Below are 18,418 nucleotides of genomic sequence, written 5' to 3'. Positions count from 1 at the left end.
TTATTTTAGCATAAGAAAAAGTAAAAAGTGGTTTTTTATTGAAAAAAATACACAAAAAATCATTTTTTGGTTTTTCGCTTATTAATTATGTTGTGAAAAATAATTTTAAATCAATACTCTATGCTCAGTAAATAATTAAATATAATAACCTTATGAAACAAAAATTTGAAAAATTTTGAAGTATCTTAAAAGAATACGATTACATAACATTACTTACACACAAAAACCCTGATGGAGACACAATTGGTTCATCAGTTGCATTCAAAAATATAATAGAGTTAAATTTAGCAAATGTAAAGGAAGTTAGAATTTCAGGTGGTGATTGTCCACGTAATCTTGAATTTTTACTTGATAAAAAATTAGAATTAGTTGATGATGAATTCTTCAATAAAAGTCTAAAAGTAGTTGTCGATACTTGTTCAAAAAAACGTGTTTTTGATCAACGTGTTGAACCTAAAGAATCACTTAAATTTGATCACCATCCTGAAGAAGATGAATTTATGTATGGTATTGGTGGAGATAATTGACCAGCAACTGGTCAATTACTTACTGAAATGATTATGGAACTTGATCTAAAAACTAATCAAAAGGCATTACAAGGTTTAGCAGTAGCCATCATTACTGATACAGCATACTTTTGTGAACGAAATATAAGCCCTAAGACGTTCGAAACAATGGTATTTCTAATGTCAAGAGGCCTTGAATACAAAAAAACATTGAGTGCAATTAAACTTAATCAAGAGGAAAAAAGTTTAATTTTTGACACTATTAATTCAATGAAAGTCGATCAAAACGTGTCTTATGTCATCTCACATAAAGTTATTTCAAACGATATTATGCGTCCGTTAGTCAATCAATTTCTATCGCTTGTAAATACTGAAGTAGGACTGGTTGCAGTAAAACAGGATGAAGGCCATTATCGTTGCTCAATAAGATCGATTGAGGACTTTGACGTATCTAAAATTGCAAATCTTTATGGTGGTGGTGGTCATAAAAATTCATCAGGTTTCAATATTGAATCAATTGATGTATTGCCTCAAATTATTGAACTAATTAACAAAAAAAACTAGCAAATTATTCATTTTTGCTAGTTTTTTGTAATTTTTCTTCCTGCATACGTACAAGATTTTTTAAATCTTTGACCTCTTTAATTGTTAAATTTCTATATGTGCCTTCAGGCATTTTTTCAACATTGATATTAGCAAATGAAACACGTTTTAAATTCAAAACTTTTCTACCTACTGCTTCAAAAAGTTTTTTAACATGGTGATATGAACCTACATGTAGTTCAACCAAATAAGACTTATTTTCAACTTGATCAACAACTTGATAAGACATTTTACCATTAACTTCAATACCTTTATTGAGTAAATTAAACTCTTTTAGCTTTAAAGGTTCATCGATGCGCACTCTGTAAATTCGAGAAATTTCATAGCGCGGATGAGTTAATTTATTCACTAATTCCAAGTCGTTTGTTAATAAAAGTGTGCCTGTTGTGTCATAATCTAGTCGTCCTACTGGAACAACTCGTGGATTTTGAGGAACCAATTGAACAACAGTTGCTCGTCCAAATTCATCTTTGAGTGTACTTAATGTTTTTCTTGGTTTATTAAGCACATAATAAACTAGTTTTTCAGTATTAGTTGAGATTTGTACATTGTTAATGCTTATAGTGTCGTTTATTGAAGCCTTATCACCTTTTTTAGCAATAATGCCATTAATTTTAACTTTGCCTTCCTCAATATATTGCTCAGCCTGACGTCGCGAACAAAAACCGCTTTGAGCAATAATTTTTTGCACTCTTAACAACTCATTCATGTCTCTCCTAGTTCATTCATTTTTGATAAATTTGCTCTTGCAATTTGTCGAAAACTACTCCTTTTTGTGTATTGTAGTCAAAAGCACAACGTACAACTTGCTTAAATCCTTCATCGAAATTTTCAAAAACTAGCTTGCGTAGTTTTTGAACACCTTTAAACGCACGACCATCACATATTTTGTCGGCAATGAACAAAATTTTATCTAATAATGACATTTCCAAAGCCATTGTTGTATGAATGGACACTGCTTTTACAATTTCATCATCATTGATTTTATACACATTTTTCAGTCATAAAGCACCACAAACCTGGTGTAATTTGTGTCTTGGAAATTCATTTTTATCAAAACCATTTAATCCAAATGATGCTATAAATTGTCTTGAATTATTTTCATCGACCTCTTTACAAATATCGTGGAAAAGACCAGCATAATAACCTTGATTATAACTTAGACCTTGTGACTTAGCAAGTTTTGCAGCAAATTCTGCTGCAGCTACTGAGTGTTTAGCACGCAATGCAGTTAGAGTTAAATGAACAATTTCTTTTGCAAAAAGACGATTTTGACCAATATATTCATTGACTTTTAGTGGTGTGTAACTCAAAACACCATTACGTATAGCTGTTGAACTTTCAGGAGTTATTATGTTTTGCATTCGCAAAACATTGAAGCGTTTAATATTTGTTTTGTTTATTTTTGCATCTCTTGCAAACACAACAAAACGCGCTTTTTGAGTACTTTGTTCAATAAATTCTCATTTATGAAGATCAGGAAGTGAGTCAGAGCCAATTATAAAGTAGAGTTGATCACCTTTAAATTTATTTGCATAGTAATCAATTGTCTGATATGTATAACTTAGTCCTCCTTTTTTAATTTCATAAAGAGAAATTTCAAAATTTTCAGCGCAATTTTCAATTGCTAACTCAATCATTTTTACTCTATGTTCTCAAGGTAAATTTTTTTGACCTTTTTTAAAGGGATTTGTAGCTGCGGGAATAAAAATTAATTTATCGAGTTTCAATTCTGCATATGCTTGTTTAGCGATTCTTATATGTCCATTATGGATTGGATTAAAACTACCACCAAAAAGTCCTATTTTCATTAAATTCCTTTCTTAATCATGTCTTCATTTAAGAAGCGACTATGAACAATATTTTTTGTTTTATCCTTTACAAATTCACTTCCGGTTTGGAGTGCTTTAGACTTAATTTTGTTATTGATATCCTTAACTAATAATTTAATTTTATCATCCAATGGTGCTTGATGATGCTCGAATATGTTCTGTGGGTGACCGATCTCAAATTCGCTCACTAAATTAGACAATTTAATACCAATTCCACGAATATAGTCATCTTTAAAAATCCGATTAAAAATTTTGGCTCCATATTCATAAATTTTCTCATGGTCGTTTATTGGAAATTTAAGAGTTGTTTGTTGTCTTTTTCATACTCGTTCAGTTGTGCGAAGAGAAAGTGTAATTACATAGCCTAATAAATTTCTGTTTTGAGCTCGAAGCGATACTTTTTCAGATAATTTATACAAAATTTTCAATATTTCATCTCTATCATCAAGGTCAATTGACAAAAATGTGATCTCATTACCTATTGACTTTAGCTCGTTATGTTGATAATTTAATTTATCGCAGCCTTGACCTCTTGCTTCATTAACAAATTTTGGAGTTTGCGAACGAAAAATCTCATACAAATATATGTCATGTTTGCTTCTTGCGGCTAATTTTCCTATTGTATCAACCCCTAATGCAATAAGTTTTTCAGCAGTACTTTTACCAATTCCGAAGTATTTTTCAATATGCAAAGGTCAAATACGATCCTTTATATCACTAGGATGAGTGAATAAAACATTAAAAGGTTTGGCTAAATCTGTAGTCATTTTGGCTAAAAATTTATTGTATGAAATTCCAATTGACACAGGAATACGGAATTTTGCTTTAATTTGAGCTTGCATTTTTTGAGCAACATACACTGCATTTTTTTCATTGCAAAGATTACTCATATCAATTCAGCATTCATCAATTGAATATACTTCAATCTTGTCTGTGTATTTTTTTGCTAAAAAATCAAATATTTTATTGCTTAAATTAACATAAAGTTCAAAATTTGGTTCAATAAAAATAGTTTTTGGTTCAACTTCAATAATTTTAAAATTAGGTCAACCAGCTTTAACACCTTTATTTTTTAATTCATAACTTACTGAAGCGGCAATTGCTCTTCTTTGATTTTTTCCTATTGCAATAGGTTTATTCTCATATTGAGGATTCAAAACTCTATGAGCGCTAGCAAAATAAGAATCAAAGTCTACATGAAAGATAATTTTATCCATTTAGTTCTTCTTTTAAGGCACTTGAAAGCATGGTAGCACAATAATAACGATTAGGATGCTGAATAACATTGTCAAATATTGCTAATTCACCTAATATTTCAAGATCATCACAATGTCCATTTTTTAGCAAAAACTCATATTTTTCAATAATTTGCAATACATTTTCAATCTTTTTGCCTTGAACTAGTTTAATAAATAAGTCAGTAGAAGCAACCATAAATGCACAACCTTTAGCATCAAAATAAAGATTTTGAATAGTCCCTTCCACAACATCAAAATTAAATTCTAGATAGTCAGCACACGCTTGACCATATTTTTTAATTTTATGCTCATCATCCATTTTTCTTTTAAATTCAGGACTCAAATAATGTTGCATAATTATTTCGCGTTTTTGTGTTTGACTAAATAATGACAAAATCACCTCCTTTTTTTAGTACTTCAACAAGTTTTCTTATCTCTCTTTTTGTGTTGTATATAGCTAATGATACACGTACATATGAGTTTTCATTCTTAATGTTTTTTAAATAGTGTGCACAGAAAACACCACTTCGAACATAGATATCATTCATACCTAAATAGTGTGCGACATCATGTGAATCACAACCTTTAATATTGAATAAAATTATATGATCTCCAGGCTGTGAATATAGAATTAAATTTGGAACTTTTTTGAGCTCTTTATATGCATAAAAACACACATTTTTGAGTACTTTTCGTGTTTTTTCATAGCCTATATACTCATTGAAAAAATCAATAGATTTATCAAACATATACATTGCTGAAAAATTTGCTGTACCCGGTTCAAAAAGACTAATATTATTTGATTTGATTCATTCACCATTTGTGTCTATATTTAGAACTGAACCACCACCAAAATCAACAGGGTCAAGGTCTTTTAATAACTTGTTTTTAATTGCTAAAACACCTAAACCTGTAGGGCCATAAAACTTGTTTGCACTGAAAGCAACCACATCGCAATTTTGCATTGAAACAGGTTCATAAACCAATGCTTGAGCAGCATCATTTACTACAATTGCACCAACTTCAGTTGCTTTTTGATAGATTTTGTCTAAATCTTGTTGCACATTGAAATTATTAGTAACTTGACTCAAAGCAATAAGCTTTGTCTTGTTATTTATTGCTAAATATACGTCTTGTACTATTGATAAGTCAGCCTTACTTTGTTTAGATAATTCAACTCAAGGAATAAAATTTGATGAATGATTTTGAGCCTCTATTATTATTTGATCATTATGAGATATTTTTTTCTCAACAAGTCGTGCAAATTTATTGAGTGAATTAGTTGTTCCGCTAGTAAAAATTATTGAAGTTTCAATTAAATTTGTGTTTAATAGAGATGCAATTTTACGACGTAAATCATCAATTAAATTTGCATTTTTAATCCCTAATTTTGAGTTAGATGTGCGAACACTAACAGAATATTTATTGTAAAAATCAGAACATGCTTTCACAGCAATATCTGGTTTAAGAACTAATGCAGCATTGTCAAAATAAATTATTTTTTTGGTCATTTTAAAATGGTCGCGAAGTGATTTCATATCATTAATTTTATTGCATTAATATAAAATGAATAAAAATTGATAATTTAATTTTGATATTTTTGTTTTTATAGTATAGTTATAGACATACCGAGCGAAGTTGTGTCGCGGAACTCGATATAATTCGGTTCGACGAATAAAAATCCAGTAATAAATCCCGTTAACGAATTGACTGATGTCAAAATAAATTATTGAGGAGAAACAATGAGACAAACAACAATTGTAAATAAAGAAAAAGCTAACAAAAAATGATACGTTGTTGATGCTGAAGGTCAAGTTCTAGGTCGTTTAGCAGCAATGGTTGCTTCAGTTTTAAGAGGCAAAAATAAACCAACTTTTACTCCTAATGCAGATATGGGGGACTATGTGGTTGTTATTAATGCTGAAAAAGTTGTTTTAACAGCTAACAAAGAACAAGACAAAGTTTACTACCACCACACCGGTTATCCTGGTGGTCTTAGAAGCATTACTGCAGCAAAACTTAGAGTTAAAAAACCTACCGCTATTGTTGAAAAAGCAATTGCAGGAATGCTACCACATACAAAACTAGGTAACAAACAAATGAGAAATCTATTTGTTTATGCAGGACCAGAACATAAACATCAAGCACAACAACCAGAAAGTTTAGAGGTGAAATAATATGGCTACTAAAAATTTAGTTGAATACCGTGGTTTAGGACGTCGTAAAAGTTCAACAGCACGTGTAATTTTAAGACCTGGTAAAGGTGAATTTAAAATTAACCACCGTGATGCAAGAGAATATTTAGCTTCAGATTTATTCCTTCAAGATGCTTCACAACCATTAACACTAACTGAAACTGTTGGTCAATTTGATATCACTGTTAATGTTCGTGGTGGTGGTTTAAGTGGTCAAGCAGGTGCTATTAGATTAGGTATTGCTCGTGCTTTATTGTTAGCAAGTGATTCATATAGAGCAAAACTTAAACCTGCAGGAATGCTCACTAGAGATGCACGTGTTAAAGAACGTAAAAAACCTGGTTTACGTAAAGCACGTCGTTCTCGTCAATTCTCAAAACGTTAATAAATTTTATTTCAAAAATAAAAAGTTGCGGTATAATATTCCCGCAACGCATATGCGAGCGTAGCTCAGCTGGTTAGAGCACACGACTGATAATCGTGAGGTCGATGGTTCAAGTCCATTCGTTCGCACCATTTCATTTATTGACCAAAAGAGTGATAATCACTCTTTTTTTATTTGTTTTTAGCCTTTAATATATAATTAATTAATGTAATTATGAATAAAGATAATTTAAAAATTCTTAATAGCATTTTGAATGAACCCAAGCACAAAAGTTTAAACCAAAACAATGAGCAAATTATTGATGTCTTTGATTCAAATACTCATAAAATCAGCATAATTCACTCATATAGTGCAAAAAGTGATTGAATGCAGCAAAACAATCTAGAATTTGCTTTTTTGCTCGAAGGCAACGCAACAATAATTGATTCAAGAGGTGTAGAATATAATTTAAACAAAGGTGATTGCATAAAAATTTCAGCAAATGAGGTTCATAAAATTACTCACACTAGCAAGTACGCTAAATGATTAGCAATTCATATAGGAGGCATAAATGATTAAACCAGTCAAAAAACTTATTATTCCCGCAGCAGGATGAGGAACACGATTTTTACCAATGACAAAGGCAGTTCATAAAGAATTAGTTCCAATATTAAATCGTCCTTCATTAGATTTATTGATTGATGAAGCGCTTGATTCAGGTATTGAGGAAATTATTCTTATTATTAGTGAACGAAAAAAAGATATTTTGAAACTTTTTAATGTTAATGAAGCATTAGAGACTGAATTACAAAGCAAAAATAAACAAAAATTACTAGAATTAGTCAAAAAAACTAATAGAGCAGATAAAATTAAATTAGTTTATCAAGACGTGCAAAATGGTTTAGGTCATGCACTTGCATGTGCAAAAGATATTGTTGGCAATGAACCTTTTGCAATAATTCTAGGTGATGACTTAATAAAATCAAAAACACCTACAATAAGTCAACTTATCAAGTTTTATAATGAAACTGGCTTTAATATTCTAGGTGTCCAAACTGTCAGTCCAGAAAATGTACACAAATATGGAATAGTTGAACCTACAAATTCAAGTGAGAGGGAAAATAAATACTTCGAAATTAAAGGAGCGATTGAAAAACCTTCTTTAGAAAAAGCACCTTCTCATAAAGCAATTTTAGGACGATATGTTTTCAATCCTGAAATACTTGAAATTCTTTCAAAAATTCCTTATGATGGTAAAAATGAAATTCAAGTAGTAGATGCTTTTAATGAACTTTTTACAAAATATAATCAAAAAATTTATGCCTTTGAATTCGAAGGTACTCGCTATGATTTAGGCTCAATAGAAGGCTTTGTTAAAGCAACAATTGATTATGCATTAGAAAATCAAGAAATCAAAGATAAAATTAAAGAATATATTAAAAACAAATAAGGAGTCTTATGAAAAAACTGATTTATTCAATAACCGCAATTGCACCAATATCAGTAATTGCACTTGCTGGTAGTTGTCAATCAAAAGTAAAAAAAGAAGCAACAAATGTCATTAACTCGGCTCAAAACATCATTAACCAATTAAATGTTGATGCTTGAAAAAATAATAATGAAATTAAAGAAGCAAGAGAAAAGTTGCAAAATAAAATTAATGAAGTTCAAAGTGAAATAAACAAAAAAGACAGCAAAGATGAGAGTATTATTGAATTAAAAAACCAACTTATTTCAATCACATTGCAAGCTCAAAATGTTTGAAATTTTCGACAAAATTACACAATAGCAGAAAATTTAGTTAAAAGTATTCAAAAAACTATTATGGAAAATAAGATTAATGATGCTCAAAGAGTTGAAGATATTAAACACCTAATTGAGCAGGCGCAACAAGTATTGAATAAACATAATAATGCTGTTGTTTCAATCAACACAAGTAACGAAAATGCAAAACTTGCAATTAAAGAATTACAATCAATTATAAATAAATTAAGGGAAATCTAATGTCTACTCCACACATCAGTGCTCAAAAGAATGAAATCGCAAAATTTGTTTTGCTACCAGGCGACCCTTTGAGAGCAGAATATATGGCTAAAAAATTCTTAACCAATCCTAAACTAGTATCATCAGTAAGAAATATATACTTTTACACAGGTGAGTATAAAGGCATACCGATAACTATTGGTGCATCAGGGATGGGCGCTGCTTCTATGGGCATTTACGCTTATGAACTATTTACATTTTATGATGTAGAAAAAATAATTCGTGTTGGATCAACAGGTTCATACATTGAAGAATTAAAAGTTAAACAACCAGTTTTAGTCAATCGTGCATATGCTGATGGCTTTGGTTTTGTTGAATTAATGCTAGGTATTAAAACACATGAACTTTTCCCTACGCACTCATTAATGAGTGCTTTAGGGAAAAAAGCACAGCAAATGAATATCAACTTAAAAGAGGTTTCTTGTCACACAACTGATGTTTTTTATGGCCTTAGAGACATTAAAAAGACAAGAGAAATAACTCAATGTCAAGTAGTTGATAATGAGTGTTTTGCATTATTTGCAACTGCACAAAGATGCAATAAACAAGCAGCTGCGCTTCTTTCTGTTTCTGAAAATATAATCACTGGTGAATCACTCTCATCAGATGAACGTCTTTTAGAATTCTCTACAATGTTTGAGATAGCACTCAACACACTAGTTGATAAGGATTAATATGAAAGAAAAAAATATTGAGTTATTTAGCAACGAGTGAATGAGTGTATTTAAATCTGAAAAAGGTTTTACATATTGTCAACGAAAAAGCATTAATTCTATTGCTGCTTTACTCTATAAAAAAATAAATGATGAATACATTTTTATGATTCATTACCAACCTTTACCTGAGATTGTCGAAAAAAAATCATGAGATCAATGTTATCCTTCCGCTTTAACTGGAAGTATTGAGCCTAATCAAAGTCCTATTGAATGTTGCTTAAATGAAGTTTTTGAAGAATCCGGCTACAAAATCAGTGAGAAAAACATCAAGGCATCATCAATTTCTATAGCAACTACTCAAATGAATGAAAAAGTTTTTAATTTTGTCGTTGATGTAAGCGAATTGATACCAGACGAGATTCATACTGATGGTTCAATATTTGAATCTGTTTCATATAACAAATGGTACGATGAACATTCATTTAATGATATTTTGCAAAATGAATTGGTTCTTTCTTCACTAAACTCTTTATACTTATTATTTCTAAAAAAAATTAAGGATGTTTAACATAAAAAACACTTATTAAAAAATCATTTTAAGCTTTTTTAATACATTTTTTGCTAATTCATATATAATGTTCTAGCAAAACGGAACAGTACTCAAGTGGCTGAAGAGGCGGTCCTGCTAAGACTGTAGGGGTGGCAACACCCGCGGAGGTTCAAATCCTCTCTGTTCCGCCATTTTTTTTATTCATTTTTTATCGCTAAATTACTATTTTATTAAAATATAAATATTGTGATAAGGAGCAATATGAATCAACAAGAATCACTCAATTATAAAGGTTTAAATTCAAAAGACATAAACAATTTGCAATCAAAATACGGTAAAAACACATTGTTAAAAACTAAAAAAATCAATCCTTTTGTTGCTTTTTTAAAACAATTTATTGATCCAATGATTATTTTGTTAATTATAGGCGCAGTAATCTCATTAAGTATTATTGTTGCTGAACATTCACTAGGCAAAAAAAGTGGTATTGATTTGACAATTGGTTATGTTGAGCCAGCAATAATATTTTTAGTAATTATTCTCAACTCATTGTTAGGTGCATATCAAGAAGTGAAGTCTGATAGAGCGGTTAGAGCACTTGAAAAACTCAATGAAACATATGCAAATGTCATTCGCGACGGGGTTGTACAAAAAATTCCTGCAAGTGATCTTTTGCCTGGTGATTTATTATTATTAGCTGCTGGTGACACAATTAGTGCAGATTGTCGAATAATAACTTCAAGCAATTTAAGTGTTGTTGAATCTAGTTTAACTGGTGAAAATTTAGCAATACAAAAAAAAGCAAATTGAGATGCTGTAGAGAATGCAATATTGGCTGAAAACACTCATCTTTTATACTCAAGCACATATGTTACAAACGGAAAAGCCACTGCTATAGTAGAATCGATTGGAAAAAATACACAGATTGGCAAAATCAATGAATTAATACAAAAACAAGGTAAAAATGTTACTCCTTTACAATATAAACTCAATAAATTAGGAAAATTATTCGGTATTTCTGGTGTAATACTTTTATTCGTGAGCCTTATTATTCAAATATTACTAAATAATTTATACACAGGTATTTGAACAAATTATGATGTTTATACGCATGCAACAGTAACTGCAATTAGTTTAGCAGTTGCTGCTATTCCAGAAGGTTTATTGACATTCACTACTGTACTTTTATCAATAGGTGTAAAGAATTTAAGCAAGGAAAAAGCACTCGTAAAAAACCTTATGGCTGTTGAAACTCTAGGTTCTGCTTCAATAATTTGTACTGATAAAACTGGAACTCTTACTGAAAATAAAATGACTGTTGTTGATGCATATGATTTTGCCTCAAATACTCATTTTTCAGTATCTAACGACAAAAATAGCTTTAATAATTTAGCTACAAAATTAACAATTTGTAATGATGCATTTATTGAGTTTGATAACCAAACTCAAAAACATAATGAAATTGGTGATCCAACTGAAACAGGTATGCTTATTTGAGCAAAAACCTTTAACATAAGCAAACAAAATTTAAATGTAGATAAAATAGTTATTGATTCATTACCTTTTGATAGTGATAGAAAAATGCATTCAGTTTTAGTCAAACAAGAGAGCAACAATTTAATGATTACTAAAGGTGCTCCAGACGTTTTAATTTCAAAATGCAACAACATCGACAAAACTCAAATGTTAAAATTGAACGAAAAATGAGCCAATGAGTCCTATAGAGTTATCGCTATAGCTCAAAAAAATGTGACTAGTGAAAAGTTAAGTTTTACTGATGAAGATAACCTAGAATTTGTTGGTATGATAGCAATGATTGACCCTCCACGTGCCAACGTGAAACAAAGTGTTATTACAGCGCGAAACGCAGGAATAAAAACAGTTATGATAACTGGTGATCATATTGTAACTGCAAAATCAATTGCTAAAAATTTAACAATATATCAAGAAGGTGATCTATGCGTCACAGGTGCTCAATTATCACAAATGAGTGATAAAGAACTCCTTGATAAAGTGCCTCTAATTTCAGTCTATGCTCGAGTTAATCCAGAAGATAAATTAAGAATTGTGAAAGCATGACAAACACATGAAAAAGTTGTCGCTATGACTGGCGATGGTGTTAATGATGCTCCTGCATTAAAGGTTTCAGATATAGGTTGTGCTATGGGGATTACTGGTACAGATGTATCCAAACAAGCTGCTGACTTAATTTTAATTGATGACAATTTTAACACTATAGTTTCTGCTGTTAAGAATGGACGTTCTGCATTTGATAAAATTAAAACAATAATAATGAATCTACTAGTTTCCTCAATTGCTGAAATTATAGTTATGTTAATTGGTATGATTGCATTTTTCTTAGCCTACAAAGATTACTATATCACTGAATTCTATATTTTTGGAGCAAGTCAACTACTCTGAATAAATTTAGTTTCTCATGGTTTGCCTGCTATTGCTTTAGGTTTTGTCAATAGCGATAAAGATGTAATGAATAGAAATCCATACAATAAAAAAGAAAGTATTTTTGCCCGAGGAATGGGTTCTAATCTACTTTGACAATCAATTCTATTAAGTTTAGCTACCTTAATTTCATACGTAATTGGAGCTGAATATGCCAAAAGCAATAATGCTAACCTTGCTGAAATTGCTTCATCATGTGCATTTATAACATTAGGTCTAGCTTGCGGTATAAACACAATAAATTTCATGTCTTCTAAATCAATATTTATAAGTTCAATTAAAAAATATTGACTTGTTTGATTAGCTATTATTTTTTCTGCTTCAACGATTTTAATTATTGCGCTAGTGCCTAATATTGCTCAAGTATTTCGTATGAGTGATATAACAAAAACACCACAATTAATTATCTCTTCTATACTACTTGGTTTAATTTTGGTTGCTTCAAATGAGTGTTGAAAATTAACGCAGTTAATAATGACTAAATTTACCAAATATACTCAAAAACGTGTATAAACGTAAAATTTTAGGTTATATTAAACAAAAAAATAACTCAACTTTTTGAGTTATTTTTATTCACCATTTTGTGTCTCATCATCATAAACATCATGAGAACCATCATCATCTTGCACATCTGAATATACTTCATCAACATTTTCTAGATCCGCACCACTCTGCTCATTTAAATCCATTAGAAAATCACTCTGCACTTCACTATTAAGAAAATCTGTATCAATTAAGTCACCTGATTCAGAATTTTTAACTTGATAATACATTTCTAGAAGTTGTTTTTCTTTTTCACTCTCATCCATGTTTTCATCTAAATATATAGCGTTTTGAATGCTAATAAATAGAGGATCATTTTTAACTTCATAAGGAATTAACGTATCAGCACCTTGGCGATCGTTGAAGATAGTTCGCACAACATCAGTAGCTATGTTTGCTAACATTTGATTGAACTTTAATGAGCCTTCTTGAGTATAAACTTGATATGGATTTTTTTGTGAATATTGAACTAGATTGACATTTGATCTTAGTTTATCCATTGTGTTAATATGATTTTGTCAATAATTATCAATCACTTCTAAAACCGTTTGTTTTTCAGTATATAACAACAATTCCTTCACGGTTGCATGCATATAATTTTCACGTCAATGACGATATTTTGCAAGTAAGTCATTACTTAAAAATTCCTTCATATCTGTTTCATGAATTTTTGAAACTTCTTCAAGACTATATTTGTCTCGAACACCTTTTCCGAGAAAATCATTGTTTAAATAGTCAACTAATTTTTCATAGATAAATGTACCCGTTTTGTTTAAAAATTCAGGATTTGTAACTATTGTATTAGTTGCATTTATAATCATTCTTTCAATAATAAAATCAATTTCATCATGCACTAAAATTAAATCTCTTTGAGCATAAAATAGATCTCTTTGCTGTCTAATAACGTCATCATAATGAAGCACACTTTTACGTGAATCATAGTTGAATCCTTCAATTTTTTTCTGTGCTGCAATAAAACCTTTTATCAGTGATTTTGAAGTGATTTCATTATCACCTTCTGAAGCAAATTGCTCCTTAAATTCTTGATAGTTAGCAAATCTACGCATCAATTGATCATCTAATGAAACATAAAATTTAGAAACCCCTGGATCACCTTGACGTCCACTTCGTCCTCTCAACTGATTATCAATTCTTCGGCTTTCAGCACGGTCAGTACCAATAACATAAAGACCACCAAGAGCTCTTGATTCTTCTGATAGCTTGATATCAGTTCCACGACCAGCCATATTTGTAGCAATTGTTACTGAGCCAACTTGACCAGCATTAGCAATAATTTCAGCCTCAGAAGCATTCTGTTTAGCGTTCAAAACAGTATGCGGAATCATAGCTTGATTTAAAAATTGGTGTAGAACTTCTGAATCTTCAATTTGCGCAGTACCTACAAGAATTGGTTGACCTTTTTCATGCAATTCTTTAATTTTTTCAGTAACAGCACTTCATTTTCCATAAGCAGTTGCAAAAATTGAATCAGGTAAGTCCTCACGAATAACTGGTTTGTTAGTAGGCACGACATTTACACGCATATTGTAAATGTCAATAAATTCTTGTTCTTCAGTCTTTGCAGTACCAGTCATTCCACAAAGTTTAGTGAACATACGGAAAAAGTTTTGATACGTTATTGTTGCTAGTGTTTTTGTTTCAGGTTCAATTTCAACATTTGCACAAGCTTGAATAGCTTGTTGCAATCCTTCAGAATACGCACGACCTTCCATAATACGGCCTGTAAATGCGTCAACTAATTCAATTTTTCCATCTCGAACAATGTATTCAACATTTTCTTTCATTACTTTGTGCGCTCTTAAAGAGTTTTGGATTCTGTGTACCATTTCCGAGTTTTCAATGTGGTACAAGTTATCAAAACCAAAATATGCATTAGCTTTTTTAATACCACTAAAAGTCAATGAAATTGCTTTTGATTCTTCATCTATTTCATAATCATCTTCAGTCAATGTACGAACAAATTGATCGGCTAAATAATAATCACGAGTGTCTTCACCTTCACCACCAGAAATGATCAAAGGTGTTTTTGCCTCATCAATTAAAATCGAGTCAGCCTCATCGATTAAACAAAAATGCAAACCACGTTGAACTTTTAACGCAGGATCTTTAACCATATTATCACGCAAGTAATCAAAACCTAATTCAGAATGCACTGAATAAGTTATGTCTGCTGCGTATGCTGCTCTTTTTAAGTCTTCTTCCATTTGAGCTTTATTAATACCTACAGTCATGCCAAGTCAATTAAAAACTTCACCCATTTCAATAGCATCACGTTCAGAAAGATATTCATTAACTGTTGAAACAATTGCGCCCTTGCCTGCTAAAGCGTTCAAATAGACTGGCGCAATCGATGTAATTGTTTTACCTTCACCAGTTTTCATTTCAGCAACCGATGCTAAATCAAGCAAAAGACCTCCAATCATTTGGACATCATAAGGTCTTTTACCTAGCACTCTTTTTGTAGCCTCACGAGACACAGCAAAAACTTCGGCCCTCATTGACTCAAGAGATTCACCGTTCGCTAATCTAGATTTAAACTGAACAGTCTTGTTCTTTAGGTCGTTGTCTGATAATTTTTCAAATAAAGGCTCATATTGATTGATTTTTTTCAATGTCTTTTCAGCAATACGCATTTCAGTTGATTTAAAGTCTAATAGTTTCATATTTACTAATTTTACAACAATTTAATATTAAAATTTTCAACTACGCAAGATTACTAATTCAATATTTAGTTTAACTTGCAAGCATAGATTTTGTGTATTTTAGAGTCTTTATTGACGAAAATTTAGATGAATCGATGACAAAAAGCAATCAAAAAAACTCAAGCGAGTTTTTTTAATAATTGTATTTTGCTTTTAATTTTTGCTCTCTATCATAGATTTTTTTAGCTATATCGGCTTTTTCTTTAAGAAGTCTTGTTCTATAAATGTAATCATTTATTGCTTCACCTAAGCCATTTTGTTCGACCGAACAAGCATACAAATTAACTTCTTTTTTTAACTCTGCAGGAGCATTATCCATAATATAACCAAAACCTATTGACTTAAGCATTTTAAGATCATTGAAATTATCTCCAATTGCCATTACATTAGATAATTCAACATTAAAAATATTCTTACACATTCATTCAACAGCGTGTTCTTTCGAAGCATTTTTGTGTGTTATTTCAATGTAGTTAGACATCTTGATAATATTGATATTTAGATTTAATTTTGCAATTGAATCATAAATAGTTTGTAGGTTGTCTATAGGTGATGTAATTTCGACCTTAAGTACTGAATTTAAGTACTTTTCGTCAATTTTATAATCATTGAAATCATTAAAATAGCAATAGAAATCTTGAGTTGATTTGTCTAAATTGATAAGGCCAAAATGTTCAAAATTATTTCACATTAATCCTGCATTATTTTGTTTGACTATTTCAACAATTTTATGTAGTTCATTATCATCAATTGCGCAAGAAAACAAATGTTTTTTGTTAACTAAATCATAAATTTCAGCACCATTTGAAGTAATAATGTAATTTGATTCTAAATTATGAGCTAATTTAGTCATTTTTTCAAAGAGTGGATTACCAGTTACAACAACAAACTCCACTCCTTCTTTTTTTGCGTCAAGTACTGATTTTTGTGTATTTAGGGATAATTTATGATCAGGAAATTCATAGATGGTTCCATCTGCATCACTGAATACAATACGCTTAAATTGTTGCATATTAAATTAAAGGTTCCTCATTCATTTCACTAGGAATTGGCAAGTTCATATATTTTAAAACTGTTGGAGCAATGTTTGCTAATTTACCATCTTTGAGTTTTAAACTTTTATCTGATGATATTAACATAACGGGATTATCTGTGTGTTTTGTTGCTGGACCACCTTTAGCATCAATCATAACTTCTGCATTTCCGTGATCTGCAGTAATAAAGAGAGTAACATCATTTTTATTTGCTCAATCAAGAACTCTAGCTAATTGAGTATCTAAAAATTCTACTGCTTTAATTGCTGCATCCAATACACCAGTGTGACCAACCATATCAGGGTTAGCATAGTTCACAATTACTAGGTCATAGTCAAGACCTCTTTCAAGCAATTTGTTTGTTATTTCTTCTGCACTCATTTGTGGTGCTAAATCGTATGTTTTAACTTTCAATGAATCAACCATGATTCTGTCAGAATTTGGATAAACAACATCAATTCCACCGTCCATAAAATAAGTCACATGTGAATATTTTTGTGTTTCTGCTAGTCTTAATTGTTTTAAGTTTTGACTTGCGATTGCTGCGCCAATAGGATTAACAACCTTCATTTCTTCTATAGCAACTTGAGAATTTATTCCTTCATATTTCATCATAGAGATAAAGTTTGCTATTTTTACACTGTTTTTAGGTTGATAATCAAATAATTTTGAACCTATCAAACAATGTGATAATTGACGTGCTCTATCTGGTCTAAAGTTAAAGAAAATGACAGAATCGTTATCTTTTATAAAGTCCCCTTCAACATTTTGCGCAGGGACAATAAATTCATCAAAGATACCTTCTGCATACATTTTTGAGACATATTCATTGATATTTGTGTATTTATTTTCACTTTCACCTAATAGTGCATCAACGTGTAATTGCACTCTATCAAACATTTTGTCACGATCCATACCATAATATCTTCCACCAATTGAACTGATTTTATAATTATGTTTAGCAACTTTATCGCTCAATTTTTTAAGAGACTCTTCAATAGACTGTGGAGCAACATCACGACCATCACCTATAACATGAACTGAGACGTTTTTAACTCCTTTCAATGCTGCTAAATCAATTAAATTAAATAAGTGGTCCTCGTGTGAGTGAACGCCACCATTGCTTAATAAACCAATTAAATGAAGTGTTGTGTTGTTTTTATTTACATGTTCAATTGTGTTTAAAAATACATCATTTTTAAAGAAATCTCCAGTTTTTATTGAATGATTTATAAGACTTAAACCAGTGTAAACTACACGTCCTGCTCCAATATTTAAGTGTCCGACCTCACTATTTCCCATCTGACCTGCAGGAAGACCAACAAACTCACCAGATGCTTGAATTGTTGAATGAGGATAATCGCTTAAAAATTTGTCTAATGTAGGTGTTTTAGCAATGTCAAATGCATTACCTGCATATTTTTTTCCTAAACCTAAACCATCAATTACTATTAATACTGTTTTTTTCATACTAATTACCTTTCAATATAATGCTTAAATTTTATTACTTTATTAAAAATATATTTTTGTTTATCTTTGAAAAGGTTTATTAAATATTTTTTACCAAAAATACTCAAAAATGTGTATATTTGTAAATTTTAATACTTCTATATATTGCTATATTTTTATGTAATTAACACTTTAAAATACAGATTGTACAAGGTATTTTTA

The 18,418-nt window shown here is 30.5% G+C and carries 17 protein-coding genes and 2 tRNA genes; 11 read left to right on the top strand and 8 right to left on the bottom strand.

What is annotated here, in order from left to right:
• Window positions 1-152: 152 nt before the first annotated feature.
• Window positions 153-1,070, top strand: coding sequence for a DHH family phosphoesterase (locus E1I18_RS01755; protein ID WP_141483884.1), 918 nt, complete (start codon window positions 153-155; stop codon window positions 1,068-1,070).
• 4 nt (window positions 1,071-1,074) lie between these two features.
• Here E1I18_RS01755 and E1I18_RS01750 read toward each other — a convergent pair whose 3' ends face one another.
• From E1I18_RS01750 to E1I18_RS01730, 5 genes are read right to left on the bottom strand one after another with little or no spacing between them, the layout of a single operon-like run.
• Entirely contained in the window at window positions 1,075-1,818 is a 744-nt protein-coding gene (locus E1I18_RS01750) for a pseudouridine synthase (protein ID WP_141483883.1), read from the bottom strand.
• A gap of 7 nt (window positions 1,819-1,825) precedes the next feature.
• Entirely contained in the window at window positions 1,826-2,920 is a 1,095-nt protein-coding gene (locus E1I18_RS01745; RefSeq protein ID WP_141483882.1) for a nicotinate-nucleotide adenylyltransferase, read from the bottom strand.
• Complete coding sequence (locus E1I18_RS01740) at window positions 2,920-4,158, bottom strand: Y-family DNA polymerase (protein WP_141483881.1); 1,239 nt, start codon at window positions 4,156-4,158, stop codon at window positions 2,920-2,922. The genes E1I18_RS01745 and E1I18_RS01740 overlap by 1 nt, the downstream gene beginning before the upstream one ends.
• Window positions 4,151-4,573, bottom strand: coding sequence for an iron-sulfur cluster assembly scaffold protein (locus tag E1I18_RS01735; RefSeq protein WP_141483880.1), 423 nt, complete (start codon window positions 4,571-4,573; stop codon window positions 4,151-4,153). Before E1I18_RS01735 ends, E1I18_RS01740 begins: the two co-directional genes overlap by 8 nt.
• On the bottom strand, window positions 4,560-5,717 hold the full coding sequence (locus E1I18_RS01730; RefSeq protein WP_141483879.1) for an aminotransferase class V-fold PLP-dependent enzyme: 1,158 nt from the start codon (window positions 5,715-5,717) through the stop codon (window positions 4,560-4,562). The genes E1I18_RS01735 and E1I18_RS01730 overlap by 14 nt, the downstream gene beginning before the upstream one ends.
• A gap of 204 nt (window positions 5,718-5,921) precedes the next feature.
• Between E1I18_RS01730 and rplM the strand changes: the two genes are divergently transcribed.
• From rplM to E1I18_RS01680, 10 genes are all read left to right on the top strand, one after another.
• A complete protein-coding gene (gene rplM, locus E1I18_RS01725) occupies window positions 5,922-6,356 on the top strand; it encodes a 50S ribosomal protein L13 (protein WP_141483878.1) in 435 nt (144 codons plus the stop codon).
• A 1-nt stretch (window position 6,357) separates the two neighbouring features.
• Complete coding sequence (gene rpsI / locus E1I18_RS01720) at window positions 6,358-6,759, top strand: 30S ribosomal protein S9 (RefSeq protein WP_141483877.1); 402 nt, start codon at window positions 6,358-6,360, stop codon at window positions 6,757-6,759.
• A gap of 54 nt (window positions 6,760-6,813) precedes the next feature.
• Window positions 6,814-6,890, top strand: a tRNA-Ile gene (locus E1I18_RS01715).
• An 82-nt stretch (window positions 6,891-6,972) separates the two neighbouring features.
• The gene (locus E1I18_RS01710; protein ID WP_141483876.1) at window positions 6,973-7,317 is read left to right on the top strand and encodes a cupin domain-containing protein; all 345 of its coding nucleotides are present in this window, start codon (window positions 6,973-6,975) and stop codon (window positions 7,315-7,317) included.
• Window positions 7,310-8,188, top strand: coding sequence for a UTP--glucose-1-phosphate uridylyltransferase (locus E1I18_RS01705; protein WP_141483875.1), 879 nt, complete (start codon window positions 7,310-7,312; stop codon window positions 8,186-8,188). The genes E1I18_RS01710 and E1I18_RS01705 overlap by 8 nt, the downstream gene beginning before the upstream one ends.
• Before the next feature lie 8 nt (window positions 8,189-8,196).
• Window positions 8,197-8,742, top strand: a complete 546-nt coding sequence (locus tag E1I18_RS01700; protein WP_141483874.1) for a hypothetical protein — start codon at window positions 8,197-8,199, stop codon at window positions 8,740-8,742.
• Window positions 8,742-9,455 (top strand): purine-nucleoside phosphorylase, encoded by a 714-nt coding sequence (locus E1I18_RS01695; RefSeq protein ID WP_141483873.1) that lies wholly within the window; start codon window positions 8,742-8,744, stop codon window positions 9,453-9,455. The genes E1I18_RS01700 and E1I18_RS01695 overlap by 1 nt, the downstream gene beginning before the upstream one ends.
• Before the next feature lies 1 nt (window position 9,456).
• Window positions 9,457-10,005, top strand: a complete 549-nt coding sequence (locus E1I18_RS01690; protein WP_141483872.1) for an NUDIX hydrolase — start codon at window positions 9,457-9,459, stop codon at window positions 10,003-10,005.
• A gap of 82 nt (window positions 10,006-10,087) precedes the next feature.
• Window positions 10,088-10,178, top strand: a tRNA-Ser gene (locus tag E1I18_RS01685).
• Between the two features lie 70 nt (window positions 10,179-10,248).
• On the top strand, window positions 10,249-12,960 hold the full coding sequence (locus E1I18_RS01680) for a cation-translocating P-type ATPase (protein WP_141483871.1): 2,712 nt from the start codon (window positions 10,249-10,251) through the stop codon (window positions 12,958-12,960).
• A 56-nt stretch (window positions 12,961-13,016) separates the two neighbouring features.
• Here the strand turns inward: E1I18_RS01680 and secA are convergent, their stop codons facing one another.
• The 3 genes from secA to gpmI form a co-directional block, all read right to left on the bottom strand.
• A complete protein-coding gene (gene secA / locus E1I18_RS01675) occupies window positions 13,017-15,674 on the bottom strand; it encodes a preprotein translocase subunit SecA (RefSeq protein ID WP_141483870.1) in 2,658 nt (885 codons plus the stop codon).
• Window positions 15,675-15,846: 172 nt separating this feature from the next.
• Entirely contained in the window at window positions 15,847-16,725 is an 879-nt protein-coding gene (locus tag E1I18_RS01670) for an HAD family hydrolase (RefSeq protein WP_141483869.1), read from the bottom strand.
• Between the two features lies 1 nt (window position 16,726).
• Window positions 16,727-18,217, bottom strand: a complete 1,491-nt coding sequence (gene gpmI / locus E1I18_RS01665; RefSeq protein WP_141483868.1) for a 2,3-bisphosphoglycerate-independent phosphoglycerate mutase — start codon at window positions 18,215-18,217, stop codon at window positions 16,727-16,729.
• Window positions 18,218-18,418: the final 201 nt, after the last annotated feature.

Source organism: Mycoplasmopsis mucosicanis (assembly GCF_006546935.1).
Lineage (GTDB): Bacteria > Bacillota_I > Bacilli_A > Mycoplasmatales > Metamycoplasmataceae > Mycoplasmopsis > Mycoplasmopsis mucosicanis.
This window is presented reverse-complemented; position numbering and strand designations above follow the sequence as displayed.